Annotated in this window: 20 protein-coding genes; 16 read left to right on the top strand and 4 right to left on the bottom strand. The window is 65.3% G+C overall.

Features of this window, described 5'->3' with window-relative positions:
- Nucleotides 1-3 precede the first annotated feature (3 nt).
- The 5 genes from lpdA to purF all read left to right on the top strand — a co-directional run bounded on the left by lpdA (nucleotide 4) and on the right by purF (nucleotide 6,219).
- Nucleotides 4-1,776: a dihydrolipoyl dehydrogenase gene (lpdA, locus tag ACF3ND_RS09655; RefSeq protein ID WP_394059877.1), complete on the top strand. Its 1,773-nt coding sequence runs from the start codon at nucleotides 4-6 to the stop codon at nucleotides 1,774-1,776.
- Nucleotides 1,777-1,944: 168 nt separating this feature from the next.
- Entirely contained in the window at nucleotides 1,945-3,336 is a 1,392-nt protein-coding gene (folC, locus tag ACF3ND_RS09650) for a bifunctional tetrahydrofolate synthase/dihydrofolate synthase (RefSeq protein ID WP_394059875.1), read from the top strand.
- A 38-nt stretch (nucleotides 3,337-3,374) separates the two neighbouring features.
- The gene (locus ACF3ND_RS09645) at nucleotides 3,375-4,226 is read left to right on the top strand and encodes an SPOR domain-containing protein (RefSeq protein WP_394059874.1); all 852 of its coding nucleotides are present in this window, start codon (nucleotides 3,375-3,377) and stop codon (nucleotides 4,224-4,226) included.
- Nucleotides 4,223-4,711, top strand: coding sequence for a CvpA family protein (locus ACF3ND_RS09640; RefSeq protein WP_394059872.1), 489 nt, complete (start codon nucleotides 4,223-4,225; stop codon nucleotides 4,709-4,711). Before ACF3ND_RS09645 ends, ACF3ND_RS09640 begins: the two co-directional genes overlap by 4 nt.
- A gap of 23 nt (nucleotides 4,712-4,734) precedes the next feature.
- Nucleotides 4,735-6,219, top strand: a complete 1,485-nt coding sequence (purF, locus tag ACF3ND_RS09635) for an amidophosphoribosyltransferase (protein WP_394059870.1) — start codon at nucleotides 4,735-4,737, stop codon at nucleotides 6,217-6,219.
- A gap of 86 nt (nucleotides 6,220-6,305) precedes the next feature.
- Here purF and ACF3ND_RS09630 read toward each other — a convergent pair whose 3' ends face one another.
- Genes ACF3ND_RS09630 through map form a run of 4 tightly spaced genes read right to left on the bottom strand, consistent with a single transcriptional unit; the run spans nucleotide 6,306 to nucleotide 10,929 of the window.
- Nucleotides 6,306-6,803 carry a disulfide bond formation protein B gene (locus ACF3ND_RS09630; protein ID WP_394059868.1) on the bottom strand — a complete coding sequence of 166 codons (498 nt, stop codon included), beginning with the start codon at nucleotides 6,801-6,803 and terminating at the stop codon, nucleotides 6,306-6,308.
- 6 nt (nucleotides 6,804-6,809) lie between these two features.
- Nucleotides 6,810-7,523, bottom strand: coding sequence for a MarC family protein (locus ACF3ND_RS09625; protein WP_394059866.1), 714 nt, complete (start codon nucleotides 7,521-7,523; stop codon nucleotides 6,810-6,812).
- Between the two features lie 15 nt (nucleotides 7,524-7,538).
- On the bottom strand, nucleotides 7,539-10,124 hold the full coding sequence (locus tag ACF3ND_RS09620) for a [protein-PII] uridylyltransferase (RefSeq protein WP_394059864.1): 2,586 nt from the start codon (nucleotides 10,122-10,124) through the stop codon (nucleotides 7,539-7,541).
- Nucleotides 10,125-10,128: 4 nt separating this feature from the next.
- The gene (gene map / locus ACF3ND_RS09615; RefSeq protein ID WP_394059862.1) at nucleotides 10,129-10,929 is read right to left on the bottom strand and encodes a type I methionyl aminopeptidase; all 801 of its coding nucleotides are present in this window, start codon (nucleotides 10,927-10,929) and stop codon (nucleotides 10,129-10,131) included.
- A gap of 402 nt (nucleotides 10,930-11,331) precedes the next feature.
- Between map and rpsB the strand changes: the two genes are divergently transcribed.
- The 11 genes from rpsB (at nucleotide 11,332) to lpxD (ending at nucleotide 22,853) form a co-directional block, all read left to right on the top strand.
- Nucleotides 11,332-12,081 carry a 30S ribosomal protein S2 gene (gene rpsB, locus ACF3ND_RS09610; protein WP_394059860.1) on the top strand — a complete coding sequence of 250 codons (750 nt, stop codon included), beginning with the start codon at nucleotides 11,332-11,334 and terminating at the stop codon, nucleotides 12,079-12,081.
- Between the two features lie 109 nt (nucleotides 12,082-12,190).
- Entirely contained in the window at nucleotides 12,191-13,066 is an 876-nt protein-coding gene (tsf, locus tag ACF3ND_RS09605) for a translation elongation factor Ts (RefSeq protein ID WP_394059858.1), read from the top strand.
- Nucleotides 13,067-13,159: 93 nt separating this feature from the next.
- Nucleotides 13,160-13,876, top strand: a complete 717-nt coding sequence (gene pyrH / locus ACF3ND_RS09600) for a UMP kinase (RefSeq protein WP_394059857.1) — start codon at nucleotides 13,160-13,162, stop codon at nucleotides 13,874-13,876.
- 20 nt (nucleotides 13,877-13,896) lie between these two features.
- Nucleotides 13,897-14,457 (top strand): ribosome recycling factor, encoded by a 561-nt coding sequence (frr, locus tag ACF3ND_RS09595; protein ID WP_394059856.1) that lies wholly within the window; start codon nucleotides 13,897-13,899, stop codon nucleotides 14,455-14,457.
- Nucleotides 14,458-14,482: 25 nt separating this feature from the next.
- On the top strand, nucleotides 14,483-15,247 hold the full coding sequence (uppS, locus tag ACF3ND_RS09590) for a polyprenyl diphosphate synthase (protein WP_394065814.1): 765 nt from the start codon (nucleotides 14,483-14,485) through the stop codon (nucleotides 15,245-15,247).
- 11 nt (nucleotides 15,248-15,258) lie between these two features.
- Nucleotides 15,259-16,113 (top strand): phosphatidate cytidylyltransferase, encoded by an 855-nt coding sequence (locus ACF3ND_RS09585; protein ID WP_394059855.1) that lies wholly within the window; start codon nucleotides 15,259-15,261, stop codon nucleotides 16,111-16,113.
- A gap of 40 nt (nucleotides 16,114-16,153) precedes the next feature.
- Nucleotides 16,154-17,359, top strand: a complete 1,206-nt coding sequence (locus tag ACF3ND_RS09580; protein ID WP_394059854.1) for a 1-deoxy-D-xylulose-5-phosphate reductoisomerase — start codon at nucleotides 16,154-16,156, stop codon at nucleotides 17,357-17,359.
- Between the two features lie 11 nt (nucleotides 17,360-17,370).
- Nucleotides 17,371-18,705 (top strand): RIP metalloprotease RseP, encoded by a 1,335-nt coding sequence (gene rseP, locus ACF3ND_RS09575; RefSeq protein ID WP_394059853.1) that lies wholly within the window; start codon nucleotides 17,371-17,373, stop codon nucleotides 18,703-18,705.
- 52 nt (nucleotides 18,706-18,757) lie between these two features.
- A complete protein-coding gene (gene bamA, locus ACF3ND_RS09570; protein ID WP_394059852.1) occupies nucleotides 18,758-21,100 on the top strand; it encodes an outer membrane protein assembly factor BamA in 2,343 nt (780 codons plus the stop codon).
- A 61-nt stretch (nucleotides 21,101-21,161) separates the two neighbouring features.
- On the top strand, nucleotides 21,162-21,716 hold the full coding sequence (locus ACF3ND_RS09565; RefSeq protein ID WP_394059851.1) for an OmpH family outer membrane protein: 555 nt from the start codon (nucleotides 21,162-21,164) through the stop codon (nucleotides 21,714-21,716).
- 6 nt (nucleotides 21,717-21,722) lie between these two features.
- Complete coding sequence (gene lpxD, locus ACF3ND_RS09560) at nucleotides 21,723-22,853, top strand: UDP-3-O-(3-hydroxymyristoyl)glucosamine N-acyltransferase (protein ID WP_394059850.1); 1,131 nt, start codon at nucleotides 21,723-21,725, stop codon at nucleotides 22,851-22,853.

Here is a 22,853-nt window from a genome sequence, read left to right as displayed (position 1 = left end):
GCCATGAGTCTGATTGATCTGATCGTACCGGACATCGGCGACTTCGGCGAAGTCGACGTCATCGAAGTCCTCGTGCAGGTGGGCGACACCATCGAAGCCGAGCAGAGCCTGATCACCGTGGAGTCCGACAAGGCCTCCATGGAGATCCCCGCCTCGCAGGGCGGCGTGGTCAAGGAAGTGCTGGTCAAGGTGGGCGACAAGGTCGCCCAGGGCACGGCCATCGTGAAGGTGGAGGCGAGCGCGGGTGCTGCGCAAGCCGCCGCGCCGGCCGCCGCGCCCGCCGCCAAGCAGGACGGCGCCAAGGCGGCTGCCGCTCCTGCCGCCGCGCCCGCCCCGCAGGCCGCCAGCCACCAGGGCGGCTCGGACGACACCGTGGACGTGGTCGTGCTGGGCGCAGGCCCCGGCGGCTACAACGCGGCCTTCCGCGCCGCGGACCTGGGCCTGAAGGTGGCCCTGATCGAGCGCTACGACACGCTGGGCGGGGTCTGCCTGAACGTGGGCTGCATTCCCTCCAAGGCGCTGCTGCACACCGTGGCCGTCTACGAGGAAGCCAAGTCGCTGGGGACGCACGGCATCAAGTTCGGCGAAGCCGAGATCGACATCGATGCGCTGCGCGACTACAAGAACAAGGTCATCGGCAAGTTGACCGGCGGCCTGGCCGGCATGGCCAAGGGCCGGAAAGTGCAGGTGGTGGTCGGCAACGGCCAGTTCCTGGACCCGAACCACATCGAAGTGACCGCCAAGGACGGCGCCAGGAAAGTGATCAAGTTCGGTTCGGCCATCATCGCCGCGGGCAGCCAGTCCGTGAAGCTGCCGTTCCTGCCCGATGATCCTCGCGTGGTGGATTCCACCGGCGCGCTGGAACTGAAGTTCGTCCCCAAGCGCATGCTGATCGTGGGCGGCGGCATCATCGGCCTGGAAATGGGCACGGTGTACTCGGCCCTGGGCGCGCGCCTGGACGTGGTGGAGATGCAGACGGGCCTGATGCCCGGCGCGGACCGCGACGTGGTCAAGGTGTGGGAGAAGATGAACAAGCATCGCTTCGACCACATGATGCTGGAAACCCGCACCGTCAGCGCGGAAGCCCGCGAAGACGGCATCTGGGTGACCTTCGAGGGCAAGAACGCCCCGGCCGAGCCGCAGCGCTACGACCTGGTCCTGCAGGCCGTGGGACGCTCGCCCAACGGCAAGAAGATCGGCGCCGAGAAAGCGGGCGTGCAGGTCACCGACCGCGGCTTCATCGAAGTGGACAAGCAGCAGCGCACCAATGTGCCGCACATCTACGCCATCGGCGACATCGTGGGCCAGCCCATGCTGGCGCACAAGGCCGAACACGAGGCGCACGTGGCTGCCGAAGTCATCGCCGGCCAGAAGGCCTTCTTCGACGCCCGCGTGATTCCATCGGTGGCCTATACCGATCCGGAAATCGCCTGGGTGGGCCTGACCGAAGAGCAGGCCAAGAAAGACGGCATCAAGGTCGAGAAGGGCGTGTTCCCCTGGGCCGCCTCGGGTCGCGCGATCGCCAACAACCGCGACGAGGGCTTCACCAAGGTGCTGTTCGATGCCGAAACGCATCGCATCCTGGGCGGCGGCATCGTGGGCACCAACGCCGGCGAGCTGATCGGCGAGCTGGTGCTGGCCATCGAGATGGGCGTGGATCCCGTGGATCTGGCCAAGTCCATCCATCCGCATCCCACGTTGTGCGAGTCGGTCAGCAAGGCCGCCGCCGTGGCCGAAGGCACGTGCACGGACTTGCCTCCCGCGCGTCGCAAGTAATACCCATGGGCGCCTTGACTGCAAGGCGCACCGGGCGGACGGCAGGTGCTATCATCAGCGCCTGCCGTTTTTTTATCGCCGGGCCGCCCCCAAGATAAAAAACGCCCCTCGGGGGCGGCAAGCAGGCCGGGCCTGCGCGGCGTGGGGGCTTTTTATTTGGTATCTGCTATGTCTAGTCCTATCCTGAGCGCCGGCTCCGCGCTGCCTGATTGGCTCTCCTACCTGGAAACCCTGCACCCCTCGGCCATCGACATGGGCCAGGCCCGCATCCGCGAAGTCGCCCAGAGGCTGGGCGTGCGCATCGACGGCGTGGTCATCACGGTGGGCGGCACCAACGGCAAGGGCTCGACCTGCGCCATGCTGGAGGCCATCCTGCTGGCCGGAGGCTACAAGGTGGGCGTGTACGCCTCGCCGCATCTGGTGCGCTACAACGAACGCATCCGCCTGAACGGCGAGCTGGCCTCGGACGAGCAGATCACCGCGCAGTTCGCGCGCATCGACGCCGCGCGCCAGGACATCACCCTGACGTACTTCGAGTTCTCCACGCTGGCCGCCCTGTTGTTGTTCCAGGAACAGGGCGTGGACGCGGCCGTGCTGGAAGTCGGCCTGGGCGGGCGCCTGGACGCGGTGAACATCATCGATTCGGATTGCGCCGTCATCACCAGCGTGGACATAGACCACGCCGAGTATCTGGGCGACACCCGGGAAAAGATCGGCTGGGAGAAGGCCCATATCTTCCGTCCCGGCTGCCCGGCCATCTGCGCCGACCCCGTGCCGCCGCAGACGCTCATAGACTACGCCCGGGAGATCGGCGCGGACCTGTGGCTGTTCGGCAAGGATTTCAATTATTCCGGCGACCGCCAGCAATGGGCCTATGGCGGACGCGGGCAACGGCGGGCGGGCCTGGCGTACCCGGCGCTGCGCGGCGCGAACCAGTTACTGAATGCGTCGGCCGCCCTGGCGGCGCTGGAGGCCTTGCGCCCGCGTCTGGCCGTTCCGGCGCAGGCCGTGCGCGAAGGCCTGCTGCGCGCCAATGTGCCGGGCCGTTTCCAGATCCAGCCCGGCGTGCCCTGCGTGATCTTCGATGTGGCCCACAACCCGCACGCCGCGGCCGCCCTTGCGCAGAACCTGGACAATATGCCGCCGTACGCCAAGACGATCGCCGTGCTGGGCATGTACAAGGACAAGGATGTGGACGGAGTCGTCGCCCGGCTCGCCGGACGCATAGACCACTGGTTGTGCGCCGGGCTTGAGGGCCCGCGCGGCCTGAGCGGCGAGGAGCTGGCCGGGCACGTGCGCCAGGTGCTGGCGGCGCATCCGCGCCAGCCCGAGGTGCTCGACCCGGCGCAGGAAGATGCCGGCCATCGTCCCGGCGTGCGGCCGGCCGCGCGCAATCCTGTCGCAAAGCCGCCGGCCGTCGTATCCAGTTACAACAGTCCCGCCCAGGCCTATGAGGCGGCTCGAAAAGAGGCGGGCGACAATGATAGAATTGTAGTGTTTGGCTCGTTTGCAACAGTAGGCCCGATACTTGAGGCCGCAAACGGTCGCTCATCCTCCTGATCGTCCGCAAGGCAGTTCACTACATAGGTCTAGGGTTCATGGGTTTTTTCTCACGCAACGATGCTTCCTCGTCGTCGGGTCGCCGTGGAGCGGCCTCCAGTGATTCGCAACTGTCGGAGCTGCGCAGCCGGGCCCGCCGCCGCCTGATCGGGGCCCTGGCGCTGGTGCTGGCCGTGGTGGTGATCGTGCCCATGCTGACCGTGGACAAGACCGCCCCCGAACCCGAACAGTCGCTGGCCATGGGCCCGCTGGGCCAGACCGCAGCGCCCACGCAGCCCGCGCGTCCCGGCGAACTGATCGTGGAAGAGGGCGGCCAGGCGCCTGCGGTGGTGCAGCCCGAACCCCCCCTGCTTGCCGACTCCGGCGCGAGCGGCACGGTGGAGACGGTGCAGGATCCCGGCCTGGGCGCTGATCCGGCCCATGTCACGCCGCCGGCCGAACCGCCGCGCCCCGAAACGGCCCGCACGGAGCCGCCCAAGCCCGCTGAGAAACCCAAGCCAGCCGAAAAGCCCAAGCCCGCTGCCCCGCCTGCCGGCCAGGCCAGCGGCGGCAAGCGCACCGATGACGGCTCCTATGCCCTGGCGCTGCTTGAAGGGCGCGTGCCGGACGGTCCGGCGCCCGCGCCCCGCACTCCGTCCAAGCCCGCTGCGCAGCAGGGCAACTTCATCCTGCAGATCGTCGCCTATTCGAACGAAAATGACGCCCGCTCGCGCCGCGACCAGCTGGTGTCGGCCGGCGTCACCAATGCCTATGTGGAAACCGCCCAGTCCGGCGGCAAGTCCACCTACCGTCTGCGCGTGGGGCCGTTTCCCACCCGCGAGGCCGCTCAGGCCGCCCAGACCCGCTTGCGGTCCCTGGGCTACGAGAACAGCTTCATCTCGGCTAAGTGACCAGCTTCGACTATATCGTCCTTGCCGTCATCGGCGTGTCGGGCCTGCTGGGCCTGATACGCGGATTGATCAAGGAAGTGCTTTCCCTGACCGCCTACCTGCTGGCCTTCATGGCCGCCATCTGGTGGGGTCCGCGCACATCAGGCTGGATACAGGTCTGGATAGAAAACGGCTTATTGCGTACCGCCCTGGCGTACGGAGCCGTTTTTTTTGTGGTGCTGCTGCTGATCGGGCTGCTGAACATGCTGCTGGCCAGCCTGATCGAGCAAACGGGGCTGACGCCTGCCGACCATGGCCTGGGCGGCCTGTTCGGCGTGGCCCGGGGCGTGCTGCTGGTGCTGATCCTGGTCATTCTGGCCGGGCACACCGAGCTGCCCAAGGAGCCCTGGTGGGAGCAGGCCAAGCTGGCCGGCCCGGCCATACGGGCGGTCCAATCCATCAAGGCCATGCTGCCGCCGTCCTTGGCAGAATGGCTGCCTTATTGAGAACACACTAACGGGAACCAATCATGTGTGGAGTTGTAGGGGTTGTCGCGCGCAGCCCTGTGAATCAGTTGATCTATGACAGCCTGCTCCTGCTGCAGCACCGGGGGCAGGACGCCGCCGGCCTGGCGACCTGGCACGACCAGTTCTTCAGCATGCACAAGGCCTACGGCCTGGTGCGGGACGTGTTCCGCACGCGCAACATGCGCTCGCTGCCGGGCAACAGCGGCATAGGTCACGTGCGCTATCCCACGGCCGGTTCCAGCGACAGCGTGGACGAGGCCCAGCCTTTTTACGTCAACGCGCCGTTCGGGATCACCTTCGCCCACAATGGCAATCTGACCAACTGGCGCGAGCTGCGTGAAGAGCTGTTCACCATCGACCGCCGCCACATCAATACCAACTCGGATTCCGAGGTATTGCTGAACATCTACGCGCACGAGCTGCAGCGCGCCGCAACCGGTCCCGAGCTGTCCGTGGACGAAGTCTTCCAGGCAGTGTCGGCGGTGCACCGGCGCGCCCGCGGCGCCTATGCCGTGGTGTCCCAGATCGCCAATTTCGGCCTGGTCGCCTTCCGCGATCCCAACGGCATCCGCCCCTTGTGCCTGGGCCGCAACGAGACCGACAAGGGCGTGGAGTGGATGGTGGCGTCCGAGTCCGTGGCCCTGACCGGCTGCGGTTTCGAACTGGTGCGCGACGTGGAGCCCGGCGAGGCCATCATCGTCGATCTGGACGGCAACTTGAGCAGCCGCCAATGCGCGGAAGATCCTCGCCTGAACCCCTGCGTGTTCGAATACGTGTATTTTGCGCGCCCCGATTCGACCGTGGACGGCGTATCGATTTATGACGCTCGCCTGCTGATGGGCGAGTACCTGGCCGACAATGTCGCCAAGAACCTGCGCCTGGCCGATATCGACGTGGTCATGCCGATTCCCGATTCGGCCCGCCCATCGGCCATGCAGCTGGCCGCCCGGCTGAACCTGAACTACCGCGAGGGTTTCATCAAGAATCGCTATGTGGGCCGCACCTTCATCATGCCCGGCCAGGAAGTCCGCAAGAAGTCCGTGCGCCAGAAGCTCAGCGCGATCCCCATGGAATTTCGCGGCAAGAACGTGCTGCTGGTGGATGACTCCATCGTGCGCGGCACCACCAGCCGCCAGATTGTGGACATGGCGCGCGCCGCCGGCGCCAGGAAGGTGTTCTTCGCTTCCGCCGCGCCGCCTGTGCGTTATCCCAATGTGTACGGCATCGACATGCCCACCCAGACGGAACTGATCGCCACCGGCCGCGACGTGGACCAGATCGCCCGAGAAATCGGCGTGGACGGCCTGGTGTATCAGGATCTGGGCGATCTGGAGCAATCCCTGAGCGATCTCAACCCCCGCTTCGCGGGTTACGAATCGTCCTGTTTCAGCGGCCAGTACGTGACCGGCGATGTGGACGAAGCCTACCTGGAACGCTTGGCTGATAGTCGCAAGAACGGCAAGCCGGTGCCGGACGTGACTGACTGATGGTCACAGCCCCTTGTTGTTCGAACCCCGCTCCTTGAGCGGGGTTTTTTCAAGGCGCCGGCTGGTGAGGAAAGAAGCTTGCCGGATTAAGGGCGGCGCCGCAGCAGCGTCATCAGCAGGCCCAGCCCCAGGATGACGAACAGCGCCAGGCTCCAGAGGGCGTACTCGATGCCGAACAGCTCGACCCGGGCGTCCATGCACGAGGCGTAGATGCCGAACAGCGAGGGTACGGCGCTTTCCAGTCCCGACTGGGTGATGAAGCGGTCGGCGAAGGTCTGGTCGCAAGAAAACAGGTGCTGGGCCACCGTGTATTGGTACCAGGCCGCCAGCACGCCGCTGGCGGCGCCCGCCAGGGCTAGCACGCCGGCCGCGCGCGAGGCGCCTTCGCGTCCGCCCTGGCGCAGCAGCGCGGCAGCCAGGCTGGCCACGCCCAGGGCGAGGTAGATCAGGCGCTGCAGCACGCACCAGGCGCAGGGCGGCATGCTGAATACGTGCTGGGACACCAGGGCGGCGCCCACGGCCAGGAAGGACAGGGCGCTGATCAGGTAGTAGGGCAGGGCGGAGCGGTTCGAGTTGGCAGCCATGGCGAATCAGGACGACGTCGTGGAGTGGAAGGTAGATGCTTCGTGCAACAAACCCAGGAAAAGTTCATGGAAACCGGCCCAGGCGATCTGCACGCCCAGGCACAGCAGGATGAAGGCGGACAGGCGCATGACCACGGCGGTGCCGTTCTTGCCCAGCTTGTAGAGGAACTGCGAGGCAAAGCGCAGGCACAGGTACACCACGAAGCCGGCGACGGCGATGGCCGGCACGGCGCCCGCCAGCTTGCCGGCCGTGCCGGCGACGGTATTGTCGTGCAGGGTGGCTCCCACGGTCAGGGCGGCGGAGATCGAACCGGGGCCGCAGATCATGGGGAAGGTCAGGGGATAGAAAGCCTTGGAGCGTATCTGTTCCCAGGAATAGGATTCGGCCATGTTCTGTGCATGCGCCGCATCGAAGTCCGAGGCGTTGACCAGGCGCCAGGCCGTGGCGATCACCAGCAGCCCGCCGCCCACCCGGATGATGGGCAGGGAGATGCCGAAGAAGTTCAGGACGATGTTGCCGGCCACGGTGGCGATGGCCAGCATGACAAAGATGTTGATCGAGACCTTCTGGGCCAGGCGGGCGCGGTCCGGCGTGCTGGCGCCCTCGGTCAGGGTCAGGAAGATGGGGGCCGCGGCCGGCGGGTTGAGCATGGGCAGCAGGGTTGCCAGCGCGAACAGGAAGCTGCGGCTGAGATCGGCCAGGAAGGCGGGGAATTCCATTGGTGTGAGCGGACCCTAATTTGAGGCGGGTTGTTGGGACAGGGCCAGGCGCACATCGCGTTCGAAGCGCAGCTGGTTGCGGTTCTGTTCCAGGGCGGGCCCGGCGAGCACGAACACGTCTTCCACCCGATCGCCCAGCGTCATGACCTTGGCGGAGCGCAGGGTGACATCGTGCCGCTCGAAGACCTGGGCGAGACTGTACAACAAACCGCGCCGGTCCGTGGCGGTCAGCGTCAGGATCCAGTCCTCGCCCTTGTCGTCGGGGCGCAGGTCCACGGCAGGCTGGATCGGGAACACGCGCGCCCGTCGCGAACGGAAATCCCGGTAGTGGGACGGCGCCGGCCCCGCCTGCTCCTGTCCCTGCTGCAGGGCCAGGCTGAGCTCGGACTCGATGAGCAGCGGATCGCGTCGCGCCGCATGCTCGTAGGCCGGCAGCATGACGATGAAGCTGTCCAGGGCCCAGCCATGCCGCGTGGTGTAGATGCGGGCGTCCTGGATGCTCATGGCCTGGCTGTCGAAATAGCGTGAGATGCGCAGGAACAGGCCTTCCGAATCGGGCGTGTAGACCAGCACCTGGATGGCGTCGGTCTGGCCGGCCACGCGGATGCGCACGATGGGCTGCGGGCTGTGTGATTGATGGTAGAGCTGGATCGTGTGCCAGGCGATCTCGCCGGCGTCGTGACGCAGGAAATAATGGTCGTCCAGCCATTGCCAGAACTGCTCGCGGGCCTCGTCCAGCAGCCCCGCCAGGCGGATCTCGCCGGCGGCGTCGCGCTTGCGCTGCTCCAGCACGGACAGGCCGTCGCTGGCCTGGCCGCCCAGCGCGGCCAGCGTCAGGCGATACAGGTCCTCCAGCAGCTTGCCCTTCCAGGAATTCCACACCGTGGGGCTGGTGGCGCGGATGTCGGCCACGGTCAGCAGATACAGCGCGGTCAGGCGGCGCTCCGTGCCCACGGCGCGCAGGAACTGGAAGATGACCTGCGGGTCGCTCAAATCCTTTTTCTGGGCCACCTGCGACATGGTCAGGTGGTCCCGCACCAGGAAGACCACCAGCTCCGTGTCAGTGGGGTTCAGGCCGTGGTCCTGGCAGAAAGCCAGGGCGTCCTGGGCGCCCAGTTCCGAATGATTGCCGCCGCGCCCCTTGGCGATGTCATGGAACAGGGCGGCGATGTACAGCAGCCAGTGGCGCTCGAAGCCGCTCATCAGCTGGCTGGCCATGGACAGCTCCTCGCTGTGCTCGGCCATGGTGAAGCGGCGCAGGTTGCGGATCACCTTCAACGTGTGTTCGTCCACGGTGTAGGCGTGGAACAGGTCGTGCTGCATCTGGCCCACGATGCGCCGGAACACGGGCAGGTAGCGGGGCAGCAGGTTCAGCAGGTTCATCAGGCGCAGGGTGTGCACGATGCCGCGCGGCTGCTGCAGGATCTGCAGGAACAGGCGCCGGTTGCGCGGCTCGGCGCGAAAGTCCGCATCGATCAGGCGGCGCGCGTGCCAGAGCGCGCGCAGCGTGCCCGCTTTCAGGCCGTGCAGGTCGGCGCGCGACTGCAGGTGCAGCATGGCCACGAACATCAGGGAGGGATCGCGCTGGAAGCCGTCGGGGCGGCGCAGCTCCAGTTGGCCATGGTGGACCTGGAAGTCGTCGTCCAGCATGTGGGCCGGCTGGTCGGGCTGGGGAAACAGGCGCTCCTCGATGCTTTGCATCAGGATCAGGTTGAGCTGGCTGACGACCTTGGCCGCCCAGTAGTAGCGCTGCATCAGCAGTTCGCTGGCGCGCCGCGTGGCGGTGGGCTGGAAACCGTAGATTTCGGCCAGGCGCGGCTGCAGGTCGAACAGCAGGCGGTCCTCGGCGCGGCCGGTCAGCAGGTGCAGTTCGATGCGCAGGCGCTTGAAGGCCTGGTCCACGCGGCTCAGGGCGCGCAGCTCGGCCTGGGTCAGCAGCCCCGAGCGGGCGATGTCGCGCCAGGTGCGCCCCAGGCCGGCGGCGCGCGCCATCCACAGCAGCACCTGCAGGTCGCGCAGGGCTCCGGGCGATTCCTTGCAGTTGGGCTCCAGCGCATAGGGCGTATCCTGCAGGCGGGCGTGGCGCTGCTGCTGTTCGGCCTGTTTGGCCAGGAAGAAGGCGCGCGGATCCAGCTGGCTCTGCAATTGGCGCTGCACGTGGCGCAGCAGCAGGCGCGAGCCGGCCAGCCAGCGGCTCTCCAGCAGCGCGGTTTCCGTGGTGATGTCCTGCGCGGCCTGTTCCAGGCATTGCTGCGGCGTGACCACGGCATGGCTGGGGGCCAGGCCGATGTCCCACATGGCGGCCAGCAGGGCCTCGATGCGGGCAATGTCCCGGGCGTCGGGAGGGCGCTGCAGCAGGATCAGCAGATCCACGTCGGAGTGGGGGTAGAGCTCTCCGCGGCCGTAGCCGCCCAGCGCGGCCAGGCAGGCCTGTTCGGGCAGAGGATGAAGGGCGAGCAGTTCACGCAGGCCCTGGTCGCAGATGCGGCGCAGGGCCTTGAGCAGCACGTCGGGCTGCAGGTGTTGCCGATAGCGCCGGCAAGCGTTGGCCCGGCGGCGGGCGATCGTGTCGCGCAGCGAGGCCAGGGCCGGGCCGGGCATGGGATCAGTCCTTGATGAAGGCCGGCGGCGCGGGCATGCCGGGCGAGACGGTCAGCACTTCGTAGCCGGTGTCGGTGACCAGAACGGCGTGCTCCCACTGCGCCGACAGGCTGTGGTCGCGGGTCACCACGGTCCATTGGTCCGCCAGGGTGCGCAGCTCGCGGCGGCCGGCGTTGATCATGGGTTCGATGGTGAAGATCATGCCGGCCTCCAGCTTGATGCCGGTGCCGGGCTTGCCGTAGTGCAGCACTTGCGGATCCTGGTGGAACTTGCGGCCCACGCCGTGCCCGCAGTATTCGCGCACCACCGAGAAGCCCTGGCTTTCGGCGTGCTTCTGGATGGCGTGGCCGATGTCGCCCAGCGTGGCGCCCGGCTTGACCTGGTCTATGCCCAGCCACATGCATTCGTAGGTGGTTTCGGTCAGGCGGCGGGCCAGGATGCTGGGTTCGCCAATATAGAACATGCGGCTGGTGTCCCCGAACCAGCCGTCCTGGATGATGGTCACGTCGATGTTCAGGATGTCGCCGTTCTTGAGGACCTTGTCGCCGGGAATGCCATGGCAGATGACGTGGTTCACGGAGGTGCAGATGGAACCGGGGAAGGGCGGGTAGCCGGGCGGCGCGTAACCGACGGTGGCGGATTTCACCTGCAGTTCGTTGATGCGTTCCATGCACAGTCTGTCCAGTTCGGCGGTGGTGACGCCGGCTTTGACAAAGGGGGTCAGGTAGTCGAGGATCGAAGCTGCCGTCCGGCAGGCTGCCCGCATTTTGTCGAGGTCGGAAGGGTCTGTGACGAGAATACTCATAGCAACTTGAACAGGTCTGTTGAAAAATAGTAGAATTATAGGCTTTCGTGAATTTTGCGGCAGTGCAAACCCTTCTTTACGGGGGCTTGGTGTCGGCAAAAGAAGTGAAATTTGGCGGGAGAGCCTTGCGCCTTATCCTTCTAGGATACACCCGGTGCGTGCCTGGCGTCTGTTTTGCCCTTTCATGAAAGCGACGGGCCGGACACTGGCGGTCGCCAAGCGCATGTCGCTTTGCGCGGTCGCGGGCCCGTATGTCCAATGCGCCAGTCCCGTCTTGGGCGGCGTTCCTAAATGTAGCTGTAAATCGCGTGACCGTCCGTCTCGGGGTGTCTGGAATGCAGGCGAACCTGCGGCCCTTACCGGATACCGGGCGGTTACAAGACCAAACCCTTGGAGAAAATCATGTCTTTGATGCGTGAAATGCTGGAAGCCGGTGTGCACTTTGGCCACCAAACCCGTTACTGGAACCCCAAGATGTCGCAGTACATCTTCGGCCAGCGTAACAACATCCATATCATCAACCTGGAAAAGACGGTTGCTCAGTACGAAGAAGCCGTGAAGTTCGTGCGCCAGCTGGCCGCCCGCGGTGGCAACATCCTGTTCGTCGGCACCAAGCGCGCCGCCCGTGAACTGGTCGCCGCCGAAGCCGAGCGCTGCGGCATGCCTTACGTCGACAGCCGCTGGCTGGGCGGCATGATGACCAACTTCAAGACGGTCAAGACCTCCATCAAGCGCCTGAAGGACATGGAAGCTCAGCTGGCCGAAGGCCGCACCGAAGGCATGAGCAAGAAAGAAGCCCTGATGTTCGAGCGCGAGCTGGAAAAGCTGAACAAGTCCATCGGCGGCATCAAGGACATGAACAACCTGCCTGACGCCCTGTTCGTGATCGACGTCGGCTACCACAAGATCGCCGTGGCCGAAGCCCGCACCCTGGGCATCCCCGTGGTGGCCGTGGTCGACACCAACCACTCCCCGGAAGGCCTGGACTACGTGATCCCCGGCAACGATGACTCCGCCAAGGCCATCGCCCTGTACGCCCGCGGCATCGCCGACGCCGTGCTGGCCGGCCGCGAGCAGAACCTGAACGGTCTGGTTGAAGAAATCGCTGCCGACGAGGAATTCGTCGAAGTCGACGCCGACTCCCAGGAGTAATCGGCTCGAAGCCATCGGCCATGCGCAAGGCTGTCATGGCCGATGGCTACACTTGCATTTCGCACCGCCCCGGCCCGCCGGGGCACGTTCTACAGAATTGGAGAAAACCGTGGCTCAAATCACCGCATCGATGGTTAAGGAATTGCGCGAGAAAACCGACGCGCCCATGATGGAATGCAAAAAGGCGCTGACCGAAGCCGATGGCGACATGGCCCGCGCCGAAGAAATCCTGCGCGTGAAGCTGGGCAGCAAGGCCAGCAAGGCCGCCAGCCGCGTGACCGCTGAAGGTCTGGTGACGGTCTACATCGCCGACGACGCCAAGACCGGCGCCATCGTCGAAGTCAACTGCGAAACCGACTTCGTGGCCAAGAACGATGACTTCATCCAGTTCATCGATCAGGTCGCCCAGCTGGTTGCCAAGAACAATCCCGCCGACCTGGCCGCCCTGGCTGAACTGCCACTGGCCGACGGCACCGTTGAAAGCGTGCGCGCCGCCCTGGTCGGCAAGATCGGCGAGAACATCTCCGTGCGCCGCTTCCAGCGCTACGAAACCGCCGGCCAGCTGGCCAGCTACATCCACAGCGGCAAGATCGGCGTTCTGGTCGACTTCACCGGCTCCGAGGAAGTGGGCAAGGACCTGGCCATGCACATCGCCGCCAGCCGTCCCAAGGCCCTGGACGCATCCGGCGTGGACGCGGCCGACATCGAAGCCGAGCGTTCCGTCGCCGCCCAGAAGGCTGCCGAGTCCGGCAAGCCTGCCGACATCGTCACCAAGATGGTGGACGGCGCCGTGGCCAAGTTCCTGAAGGAAGTCACGCTGCTGAACCAGCCTTTCGTCAAGAACGACAAGCAAAGCGTCCAGCAGATGCTGAACGAAAGCAAAGCGACCATCGCCGGCTTCACCCTGTATGTCGTGGGTGAAGGCATCGAGAAGCGCGTTGAAGACTTCGCCGCCGAGGTGGCTGCTGCCGCCGGTCAAGCTTAATCTGGCTTGAACTTGCAGGGCAGGCACCGTAGTGGCGGTGCCTGCCCTGCTGCTTTACACTCTCCCTGTCTTTCGTCACTTGGAACCCCAACCATGACCACCCCTCATTACAAACGCGTCCTGCTCAAGCTTTCCGGCGAAGCGCTGATGGGCGAGGACTCGTTCGGTATCAATCGCAGCACCATTCTTCGCATGACGGAGGAAATCGCCCAGGTCGCCCAGCTGGGCGTGCAGCTGGCGATCGTCATCGGAGGGGGCAATATTTTCCGGGGCATCGCTCCCGGCGCCCAGGGAATGGATCGCGCGACGGCCGACTACATGGGGATGATGGCCACTGTCATGAACGCACTGGCGCTGCAGGATGCGCTGAAGCACCGCGGCCTGGATGCCCGCGTGCAGTCGGCGCTGAACATCGAGCAGGTCGTGGAACCCTACATCCGTCCCAAGGCGCTGCGCTACCTGGAAGAGAACAAGGTCGTCATTTTCGCGGCCGGCACGGGCAACCCCTTCTTCACGACCGATACCGCCGCCGCGCTGCGCGGCGCCGAAGTGGGCGCGGAGATCGTGCTCAAGGCCACCAAGGTGGACGGCATCTACAGCGCCGACCCGAACAAGGATCCCGGCGCGACCCGCTATTCGCGCATCAGCTTCGACGAGGCCATCGTGCGTCGTCTGGAAGTGATGGACGCCACGGCCTTCGCCCTGTGCCGCGATCAGAAACTGCCCATCAAAGTGTTTTCCATCAACAAGCCCGGCGCCCTGACGCGCGCGGTCTCCGGCGAGGACGAGGGCACCCTGGTCCACGTTTAAAGTTATAGGAAATTAAGTCCATGAGTCTCTCCGAGATCAAATCAACGACCGACACCCGCATGGCCAAGTCCATCGAGTCCCTGAAGACCGGCCTGGCCAAGATCCGCACCGGCCGCGCCACCACGGGGCTGCTCGATCACGTCCAGGTGGAGTACTACGGCTCGCCCGTGCCCGTCAGCCAGGTGTCCAACATCACCGTCGTGGACGCGCGCACCCTGAATGTGCAGGTCTGGGAAAAAAACATGGCCGGTCCTATTGAAAAGGCCATCCGCGACAGCGACCTGGGCCTGAACCCCATTTCCATGGGCGACAGCATCCGCGTGCCCATGCCGGCCCTGACCGAAGAGCGCCGCCGCGACCTGGCCAAGGTCGTGCGCAGCGAAGGCGAGGACGCCAAGGTCGCTATCCGCAACCTGCGCCGCGACGCCAACGACACGCTCAAGAAGCAGGTCAAGGACAAGGAGATCTCCGAGGACGAGGAGCGCCGCGCCCAGGACGAAGTCCAGAAGCTGACCGATAAGTACGTCGCCGAGATCGACAAGCTGATCGCGCAGAAAGAAGCCGAGATCATGACGGTCTGATGACCGCGCAACAGGTGGCTAGGTGATTCCATTCAGTTCTACTCAGCGTATCCCGACGCACAGTCAAGTCCCTGGTCACCTGGCCATTGTCATGGACGGCAATGGTCGATGGGCAACCCGCCGCATGCTCCCGCGTACGGCGGGCCACCTGCGCGGCGTCCAGGCCGTCCGACGCATCGTCGAGGCCTGCGGCGACCTGGGGGTGCGCTACCTGACCTTGTTCGCATTCAGTTCCGAGAACTGGCGCCGGCCTCCCGAGGAGGTCTCCATGCTGATGCGCCTGTTCGTGAAGATGCTCCAGAAGGAAGTGGCCACGCTCAAGAAGAACGGCGTGCGCCTGCATGTGGTCGGCGAGCTGTCCGCCTTCAGCGACGAGCTGCGCGAGCTCATCGCCCGCGCCGAGGAACAGACTCGCGACAATGACCTCCTGCATCTGACCATTGCCGCCAATTACGGCGGCCGCTGGGACATATTGCAGGCGGCGCAGAAAACCATCGCGGCCAATCCCGAATTGGCTGCGCATCCGGAGAAACTGGACGAAAACCTGTTCAGTCCGCATCTGGCCATGGCCTACGCGCCCGAACCGGATCTGTTCATTCGCACCGGCGGCGAGCGCCGCATCTCCAACTTCCTGATCTGGCAGATGGCCTACACGGAACTGTACTTCACCGATGTGTACTGGCCCGATTTCGGCCGGGCCGAGCTCGAGGAAGCGTTCGAATGGTATCGCGGACGGGAGCGGCGCTTTGGCCGCACCAGCGCTCAGGTGCTGGAATCCTCCGCCTCCTGAGGAGTACCCTTATGCTTAAACAGCGAGTCATTACCGCCATCGTGCTGTTGGTGATCCTCGGCGCCGCCATGCTGGCGCCGGTGCAATGGCCGCTGTTGGCCATCTTCGGATTGCTGAGCACGCTGGCCTGCTGGGAATGGCAGCGCCTGAGCCTGCCGGCGGACCAGCAGCGCTGGGCCTGGCCCATCGCCTTGCTGACCGGCGCGCTGATCGCCTGGCTGAGCGTGTACTGGTATGCCGGCGGTCCGCAGGGCCAGGCCGCCGATCTGGTCTATCGGGGCCTGGTGCCCGTCATGGTCGCCGTCTGGCTGGTGGGTGCGACGGGGCTGGTCCTGCAGGGCCAGGCCCAGCAGCGGGCCCAGACCTCGTTCCTGTGCGTGATGGGCGTGGCCGCTCCGCTGGCCGCCTGGGCCGCACTGTATCACCTGCTGCACGGCCGGGGCGTCGTTTACGTGCTGTCCGTGCTGGTGCTGATCTGGGTGGCCGACATTGCCGCCTATTTTGCCGGCCGCGCTTTCGGCAAGGCCAAGCTGGCGCCCAGGGTCAGCCCGGGCAAGACCTGGGCGGGGGCAATCGGAGGCATGGCCGCCGCCGCCGCCTGGATGCTGCTCAGCGCGGCGTGGCCGGGCACTTTCGGCGCGGACCTGGTCGCGCGCTGGGGCTGGTTGGCCACGGCCGCGCTGGGAGTGCTGCTGGCGGCCATTTCCATCGTGGGCGACCTGTTCGAATCGCTGCTCAAGCGCCGCGCCGGCGTCAAGGATTCCAGCCAGTTGCTGCCCGGGCATGGCGGGGTCTATGATCGCATCGATGCCTTGCTGCCCGTAGCGCCGCTGGCCTTGCTTTTAGGTGGGGCGTGGCTGTTCTGATCCGGAAAGGATGCGGGGCGCCTGCGCCAAGGAAATACTCATGAACTTCCAGCATGTCTGCGTCCTTGGGGCCACGGGCTCCATCGGCGTCAGCACTTTAGATGTCATCGCCCGCCATCCGGACCGTATGGCCGTCCATGCCCTGACGGGCCACACCCGCATGGAGCAGTTGGCCGGGCAGGCCCATTCCAGCCGGGCGAAAGTGGTCGTGGTGCCCGACGCCGCCGCTCGCGAACGTTTTCTTGCCGCCTGGCCGGGCGGGGCGCCATTGCCCGAGATCCGCGTAGGCGCCCAGGCCCTGGCCGATACGGCGGCCGATCCCCAGGTCACGACCGTCATGGCGGCCATCATCGGTGCGGCCGGACTGCCCTCGGCTCTGGCGGCGGCACGGGCCGGCAAGCGCGTCCTGCTCGCCAACAAGGAAGCGCTGGTTGCGGCCGGCGGCATCTTCATGAAAGCGGTGCAGCAGGGCGGGGCGCAATTGCTGCCCATCGACTCCGAGCACAGCGCCATCTATCAATGTCTGGCGGGCGAGGCTCCGGCGCAGGCCGGCCAGGCCGTGGCGGGGTTGCGCCGCCTGCTCGTCACGGCCTCTGGCGGTCCGTTCCGCTCCCGGCCCCTGGCCGAGCTGGACGCCGTCACGCCGGAGCAGGCCTGCGCACATCCGAACTGGAGCATGGGCCGCAAGATCTCCGTCGATTCGGCCACCATGCTGAACAAAGGGCTGGAAGTCATCGAGGCTCATTGGCTGTTCTGCGTGCCGGTGGAACAGATCGATGTCGTCATCCACCCCCAGAGCGTCATCCATTCCATGGTGGAGTTCATCGACGGTTCGGTCATGGCGCAGCTGGGCCAGCCGGACATGCGCACGGCCATTGCCTATGGCCTGGGTTTTCCCGAACGCCTGGCCAGCGGCGTGGGCCTGCTGGATCTGGCGACCATGGGTCGGCTGGATTTCGAGCCTCCGGACCTGGTGCGCTTTCCCTGCCTGCGCCTGGCCTACGAAGCCTTGCGCAACAGCCAGGCGGCCTGCGTCACCTTGAATGCGGCCAATGAAATCGCTGTGGATCGCTTTCTGGGCGAGCAGATTCGTTATACTCAGATTCCGGACGTGATCGAACACTGTCTGGACAAACTCAATGGCCGCGCCGCCCAGTCGCTGGACGCTCTGGACGCGGTGCTGGACCTGGACCGGGAGACCCGGTCCCTGGCGCTGGATTACTGCCGCACGGCGCCGCGCGGCTGACAGGATCCCACATGCTGTACACCTTGCTGGCCTTTCTGGTGACTCTGGGCGTGCTCGTGACTTTCCACGAGCTGGGCCACTACTGGGTCGCGCGCCGCTGCGGCGTGCGGGTCGAGCGCTTTTCGATCGGTTTCGGCAAGGTGCTTTACCGCCGCAGGGACAGGCACGGCACGGAGTGGGCGGTGTCGGCTCTGCCGCTGGGCGGTTATGTGGCGATGCAGAACGATCCGCCGCCCGGCGCCACGCTGGAGCAGGTCCAGGAATCCTTCAATTGCAAGCCTTTGTGGCAGCGCGCCGCCGTGGTGCTTGCCGGGCCGCTGGCCAATCTGATCCTGGCCGTCATCATCTACGCGCTGGTGGGCCTGCTGGGCGCGCAGGAGCCGGCGCCCGTCATCGCCCAGCCGCAGGCCGGCACGCCGGCCGCCCAGGCCGGCTTCCAGGCAGGCGACCGCCTGATCGACATAGCCGGCCGCGAGGTCCGTTCCTGGAACGAGGCGCGCTGGGAATTCATGGAGGCCCTGTCCTCGGGCGGCACGCTGGCGGTGGGCGTGCTCGATGCGCAAGGCCAGGAGCGCGAGCGCAGCCTGTCGCTGCCGGCCGGCGAGATCACGCCCGACAATCGCGACCTGCTGGCGCAGGCAGGGCTGGCCCTGCTGCCGCCGCGCGCCGTAGTCCAGGAGGTGTACAAGGACAGCGCCGGCGAGCAGGCTGGCCTGCAGGAAAAAGACATCATCCTGGCGCTGGGTTCCAGGCAGGACCCGGACGTGGTGCAGTTCGTCGAACAGATTCAGAAGTCCGCCGGCCAGACGCTGGCGCTGGACGTGCTGCGCGCCGGGCAGGTCCTGCACCTGTCCATCACGCCTCGGGCGCAGGCCGGCGAGGACGGCGAGGTGCTTGGGCGCATCGGCGCCAAGATAGGCCCCGATTTCGACATGGTGCATGTGCGCTACGGGCCCGTTGACAGCGTCCGGCGCGGCTTCGTGCGCACGGCCGAGACCTTCTGGTTCTCCCTGAAGATGATAGGGCGCATGATCACTGGCGAGGTATCCGTGCGCAATGTCAGCGGGCCGGTTACTATTGCAGACTATGCGGGTCAGACGGCGCGCATCGGCCTGATCGCCTACCTGAATTTTCTGGCGCTGATCAGCATCAGCATCGGATTGCTGAATTTATTGCCCGTGCCCATGCTGGACGGCGGGCATCTACTGTACTATGCCATCGAAGCAGTACGCGGCAAGCCCGCATCGGATCGCATGCTGATGATAGGTCAGCGTCTGGGCCTGAGCGCATTGGCGGTGCTGATGAGCATCGCATTTTTTAATGACATCACCCGCCTTTTCAGTTGACGGCGTGTGGCATACAATTTCCAACCATTTGACCGACCAAGGATTGTCCAGGATGTCGTTTAGCCGGAAACCCACTTTTGCGTTGCGTGTCTTGCCCGTGCTGGTGGCAAGTCTCCTTGCCCCCGCCCTGGCGAATGCATTTGCACCGTTTGTCGTGCGCGATATTCAAGTCAACGGCATCCAGCGGGTCGATCCCGGCGCCGTGTTCTCGTCCCTGCCCGTCAAGGTGGGCGAGTCCTTCTCCGAGGAACAGGCTGCCGACGCCATCCAGCGCCTGTACGCCACGGGCTTCTTCAGCGACGTCCAGATCGACACCAGCGGCAATGTGCTGATCGTCAATGTCAAGGAACGCCCGACCATCGCCTCGGTGTCCTTCAACGGCATGCGCGAGTTCGACTCCAAGAACATCATCACGTCCCTGGCCCAGGTCGGTTTTGGCGAAGGGCGCGTGTTCGACCGCTCCATGCTGGAGCGCGCGGAGTTCGAGCTCAAGCAGCAATATCTGTCCAAAGGCAAGTACGGCGTGGAGATCACGCCCATCATCACGCCCCTGCCGCGCAACCGCGTGGGCGTGAGCTTCGACATCTTCGAAGGCGAGCTGGCCAAGATCAAGGAAATCCGCGTGGTGGGCAACGAAGCCTTCTCGCAGAGCCGTCTGCTCGACGAGATGGAACTGACCACCTCGGGCATGATGACCTGGTACACCGGCACCAACAAGTATTCCCGCGAGAAGCTGGAAGGCGACATGGAGCGCATCCGCTCCTTCTACCTGAACCGCGGCTACCTGGAGTATTCGGCGGAGCCGCCGCAGGTATCCATCTCGCCGGACCGCAAGGACATCTTCATCACCCTGACCCTGCATGAAGGCCAGCCTTATACGCTCAGCGACGTGAAGCTGGCGGGCGACCTGCTGGGTCTGGACGACAAGATCCAGCCCCTGGTGCAGCAGAAGGCCGGCGAGGTCTTCTCCGCCGACAAGACCAACGCCACGGTCAAGGCCATCACGGAGTATCTGGGCAGCCTGGGTTACGCCTTCGCCAACGTCAACCCCAATCCCGTGCTCGACCGCGAAGGGCATACGGCAGACCTGACCTTCTACGTGGACCCGGGCCGGCGCGTGTATGTGCGCCGCATCGACATCGGCGGCAACACCCGCACGCGCGATGAAGTCATCCGCCGCGAAATGCGCCAGCAGGAAGCCGCCTGGTATGACTCGTCCAGCATCAAGTTCTCGCGCGACCGCGTCGACCGCCTGGGCTACTTCAATGAAGTGGATGTCAACACCAAGCCGGTGCCCGGCTCGCCCGACCAGGTGGACGTGAACGTGGACGTCAAGGAAAAGCCCACCGGGCTGATCAACCTGGGCGTGGGCTACGGCTCGACCGACAAGCTGATCCTGTCCGCCGGCCTGAGCCAGGACAACATCTTCGGCAGCGGCAACAGCCTGTCCCTGCAGGTCAATACCAGCAAGGTGAACCGCGCCGCCGTCATCAGCCACACCAACCCGTACTGGACGCGCGACGGCATCAGCAAGACCACCTCGATCTACTACCGCCGCACCACGCCCTACGAGGCCAACAACGCCTGGGGCGACTACCAGAACACCGCCATCGGTGCGGGCCTGAACTTCGGCGTGCCGATTTCCGAGTACGACCGCATCTTCATGGGCGTGAACTTCGAGCAGAACAAGCTCTCGCGCCTGAGCCCGGAGTACACGCCGCGCGCGTACCAGGATTACGTGGCCGAGTACGGCGAACGCACCAACGCGTTCATCTTCAACCTGGGCTGGTCCAAGGACACCCGCGACAGCGCCATCGCTCCCAACAAGGGCAGCCTGACCAGCCTGTCGGGCGATTTGGGCACCATGGACCTGCGCTACTACATGCTGCGCGCCAGCCACCAGCACTACATCCCGCTGGGCCGCGCCTACACGCTGGCGCTGAACGGCGCCATCGACTGGGGCCGCGCCTATGGCAGCAAGTCCTATCCGGTCATCAAGAACGTGTATGGCGGGGGCATAGGTTCGGTGCGCGGCTACGAAGGCGCCTCGCTCGGTCCGCGCGATACGCTCACCGGCAACTACCTGGGCGGTTCGCGCCGCATGATCGCCAATGCCCAGCTCTACCTGCCGTTCCCCGGCGCCACGCGGGATCGCACCCTGCGCTGGTTCCTGTTCGCCGACGCCGGCAAGGTGGACAACACCAGCGGCGGCTGCGCCATGGGCCGTCCCGACAGCCCTTCCACGGATCCTTGCGGCTGGAAGTACTCCGCCGGCCTGGGCCTGTCCTGGCAGTCGCCTCTGGGGCCGCTGCAGTTGTCCTACGGTCGCGCCCTGCGCGCCAAGGAAGGCGATGACAAGCAGGCCTTCCAGTTCCAGATCGGCACGGCTTTCTGATGTTCGCGTTTAATGGCACAATTGCTCTATTCTGCAGCCTAATTAGCAAGGTAGATTTTTCATGAAGTCAAACATCGCAATGAAACTCACAACTATCGCCCGCGGCCTGACCCGTGGCAATAAAGCGCTCGTTCTGGCTGCCGCACTGGGTGTCAGCGCCATGACAGCCGCTCCTGTTGTTCAGGCTCAGACCAAGATCGGTTTCGTCAGCACCGAGCGCATCCTGCGCGATTCCAAACCCGCCAAGGCTGCCCAGACCAAGATCGAAGCGGAATTTAAGCGCCGCGACGAAGAACTGGAAAAACTGGCGAACAACCTGCGCGCCCAGGCACAGAAATTCGACAAGGACGCTCCCGTGCTGTCCGAGTCCGACCGCGTCAAGCGCCAGCGCCAGCTGGCCGACCTGGATTCGGACTTGCAGCGCAAGCGTCGCGAATTCCAGGAAGACTTCAACCGTCGCCGCAACGAAGAGTTCTCGGCCATCGTCGAAAAAGCGGATGCCGCTATCAAGAGCATCGCTGATTCCCAAGGCTACGATCTCATCATCCAGGATGCCGTTACCGTCAGCCCTCGCGTGGACATCACCGAAGAAGTCCTGAAAGCACTGGGCGGTTGATGAACCATGCCGGTATTGCTGAGCGCCGAACAGGCGGTGTCCCTGCCTGAGCTGGTACAGGAAATCAACAAGACCGGACTGGATTGCAAGCTGCCTCAGGGCGCCCAAGAGCCTATGTCCCGCATCCGGGGCCTAGGCTCTTTGCTTTCTGCGGGCCCGCAGGAAATCAGCTTTCTGTCCAATCCCAAGCTGCACGAGCTGCTGTCCCGGACACAGGCCGCGGCGGTCATCCTGACCCCGGAGGTTTATGCCGCGCTGGATTTCGAGCCGGCCTTCGCGCCTGTGCTCTGTCCCCAGCCTTATCTGATGTATGCGCTGCTGGCGCAGCGCTTCGACCAGGTGCGCCTGTCCGGCCTGCCCAAGGGCATTCATCCCAGCGCCGTCGTCGACCCTTCCGCTGAAGTCGGGGAAGGCGCGGCCATCGGGCCCTTCTGCGTGATCGAAGCCGGCGCGCGCATCGGCCGCGGTTCGCGGCTGGGAGCCCATTGCGTCATTGGCGCGGGCTCCACGCTTGGCCAGGATTGCCTGCTGCATGCCCGCGTCACCCTCTATCATGGCGTGCACGTGGGCGATCGCGCCATCCTGCATTCCGGCGTGGTGCTGGGCGCGGACGGTTTCGGTTTCGCACCGGATCCCGTCAAGGGCGACGGCGCCTGGGCCAAGATCGCGCAGATCGGCCAGGTCCGGATCGGCAACGATGTCGAAATCGGTGCCAACACCACGGTGGACCGCGGCGCCCTGGACGATACCGTGATCGGGGACGGCGTCAAGCTGGACAATCAGATCATGATCGCCCACAACGTGCACGTGGGCGAGCACACCGCCATGGCCGCCTGCGTGGGCGTGGCCGGTTCCACGCAGATCGGGGCGCGCTGCACCATCGCCGGCGCAGCCATGCTGTCCGGCCACATCCGTCTGGCGGACGACGTGCACGTATCCGGGGGCACCGCCATCACGTCCAGCATCACCGAGCCCGGCCGCTACACCGGGGTCTATCCTTTTGCGCCGCACCAGGACTGGCAGAAGAACGCCGCCGTCCTGGGGCAATTGGGCGGCCTGCGCCGCCGCCTGCGCTCGCTGGAGCGCCAGGCGGACGAGGGGGCCGATTCATCTCGTAACACACATAACCAGAACTAA

It is taken from the genome of Alcaligenes sp. WGS1538 (genome assembly GCF_043187505.1).
Taxonomy (GTDB): Bacteria; Pseudomonadota; Gammaproteobacteria; order Burkholderiales; family Burkholderiaceae_B; genus Alcaligenes.
This window is presented reverse-complemented; position numbering and strand designations above follow the sequence as displayed.

Bases quoted from the DNA above. Each gene is read 5' to 3' on its own strand.
- lpdA (WP_394059877.1), top strand. From the start codon at position 4: ATGAGTCTGATTGATCTGATCGTACCGGACATCGGCGACTTCGGCGAA.
- folC (WP_394059875.1), top strand. From the start codon at position 1,945: ATGTCTAGTCCTATCCTGAGCGCCGGCTCCGCGCTGCCTGATTGGCTC.
- ACF3ND_RS09645 (WP_394059874.1), top strand. From the start codon at position 3,375: ATGGGTTTTTTCTCACGCAACGATGCTTCCTCGTCGTCGGGTCGCCGT.
- purF (WP_394059870.1), top strand. From the start codon at position 4,735: ATGTGTGGAGTTGTAGGGGTTGTCGCGCGCAGCCCTGTGAATCAGTTG.
- ACF3ND_RS09630 (WP_394059868.1), bottom strand. From the start codon at position 6,803: ATGGCTGCCAACTCGAACCGCTCCGCCCTGCCCTACTACCTGATCAGC.
- ACF3ND_RS09625 (WP_394059866.1), bottom strand. From the start codon at position 7,523: ATGGAATTCCCCGCCTTCCTGGCCGATCTCAGCCGCAGCTTCCTGTTC.
- ACF3ND_RS09620 (WP_394059864.1), bottom strand. From the start codon at position 10,124: ATGCCCGGCCCGGCCCTGGCCTCGCTGCGCGACACGATCGCCCGCCGC.
- map (WP_394059862.1), bottom strand. From the start codon at position 10,929: ATGAGTATTCTCGTCACAGACCCTTCCGACCTCGACAAAATGCGGGCA.
- rpsB (WP_394059860.1), top strand. From the start codon at position 11,332: ATGTCTTTGATGCGTGAAATGCTGGAAGCCGGTGTGCACTTTGGCCAC.
- pyrH (WP_394059857.1), top strand. From the start codon at position 13,160: ATGACCACCCCTCATTACAAACGCGTCCTGCTCAAGCTTTCCGGCGAA.
- frr (WP_394059856.1), top strand. From the start codon at position 13,897: ATGAGTCTCTCCGAGATCAAATCAACGACCGACACCCGCATGGCCAAG.
- ACF3ND_RS09585 (WP_394059855.1), top strand. From the start codon at position 15,259: ATGCTTAAACAGCGAGTCATTACCGCCATCGTGCTGTTGGTGATCCTC.
- ACF3ND_RS09580 (WP_394059854.1), top strand. From the start codon at position 16,154: ATGAACTTCCAGCATGTCTGCGTCCTTGGGGCCACGGGCTCCATCGGC.
- rseP (WP_394059853.1), top strand. From the start codon at position 17,371: ATGCTGTACACCTTGCTGGCCTTTCTGGTGACTCTGGGCGTGCTCGTG.
- bamA (WP_394059852.1), top strand. From the start codon at position 18,758: ATGTCGTTTAGCCGGAAACCCACTTTTGCGTTGCGTGTCTTGCCCGTG.
- ACF3ND_RS09565 (WP_394059851.1), top strand. From the start codon at position 21,162: ATGAAGTCAAACATCGCAATGAAACTCACAACTATCGCCCGCGGCCTG.
- lpxD (WP_394059850.1), top strand. From the start codon at position 21,723: ATGCCGGTATTGCTGAGCGCCGAACAGGCGGTGTCCCTGCCTGAGCTG.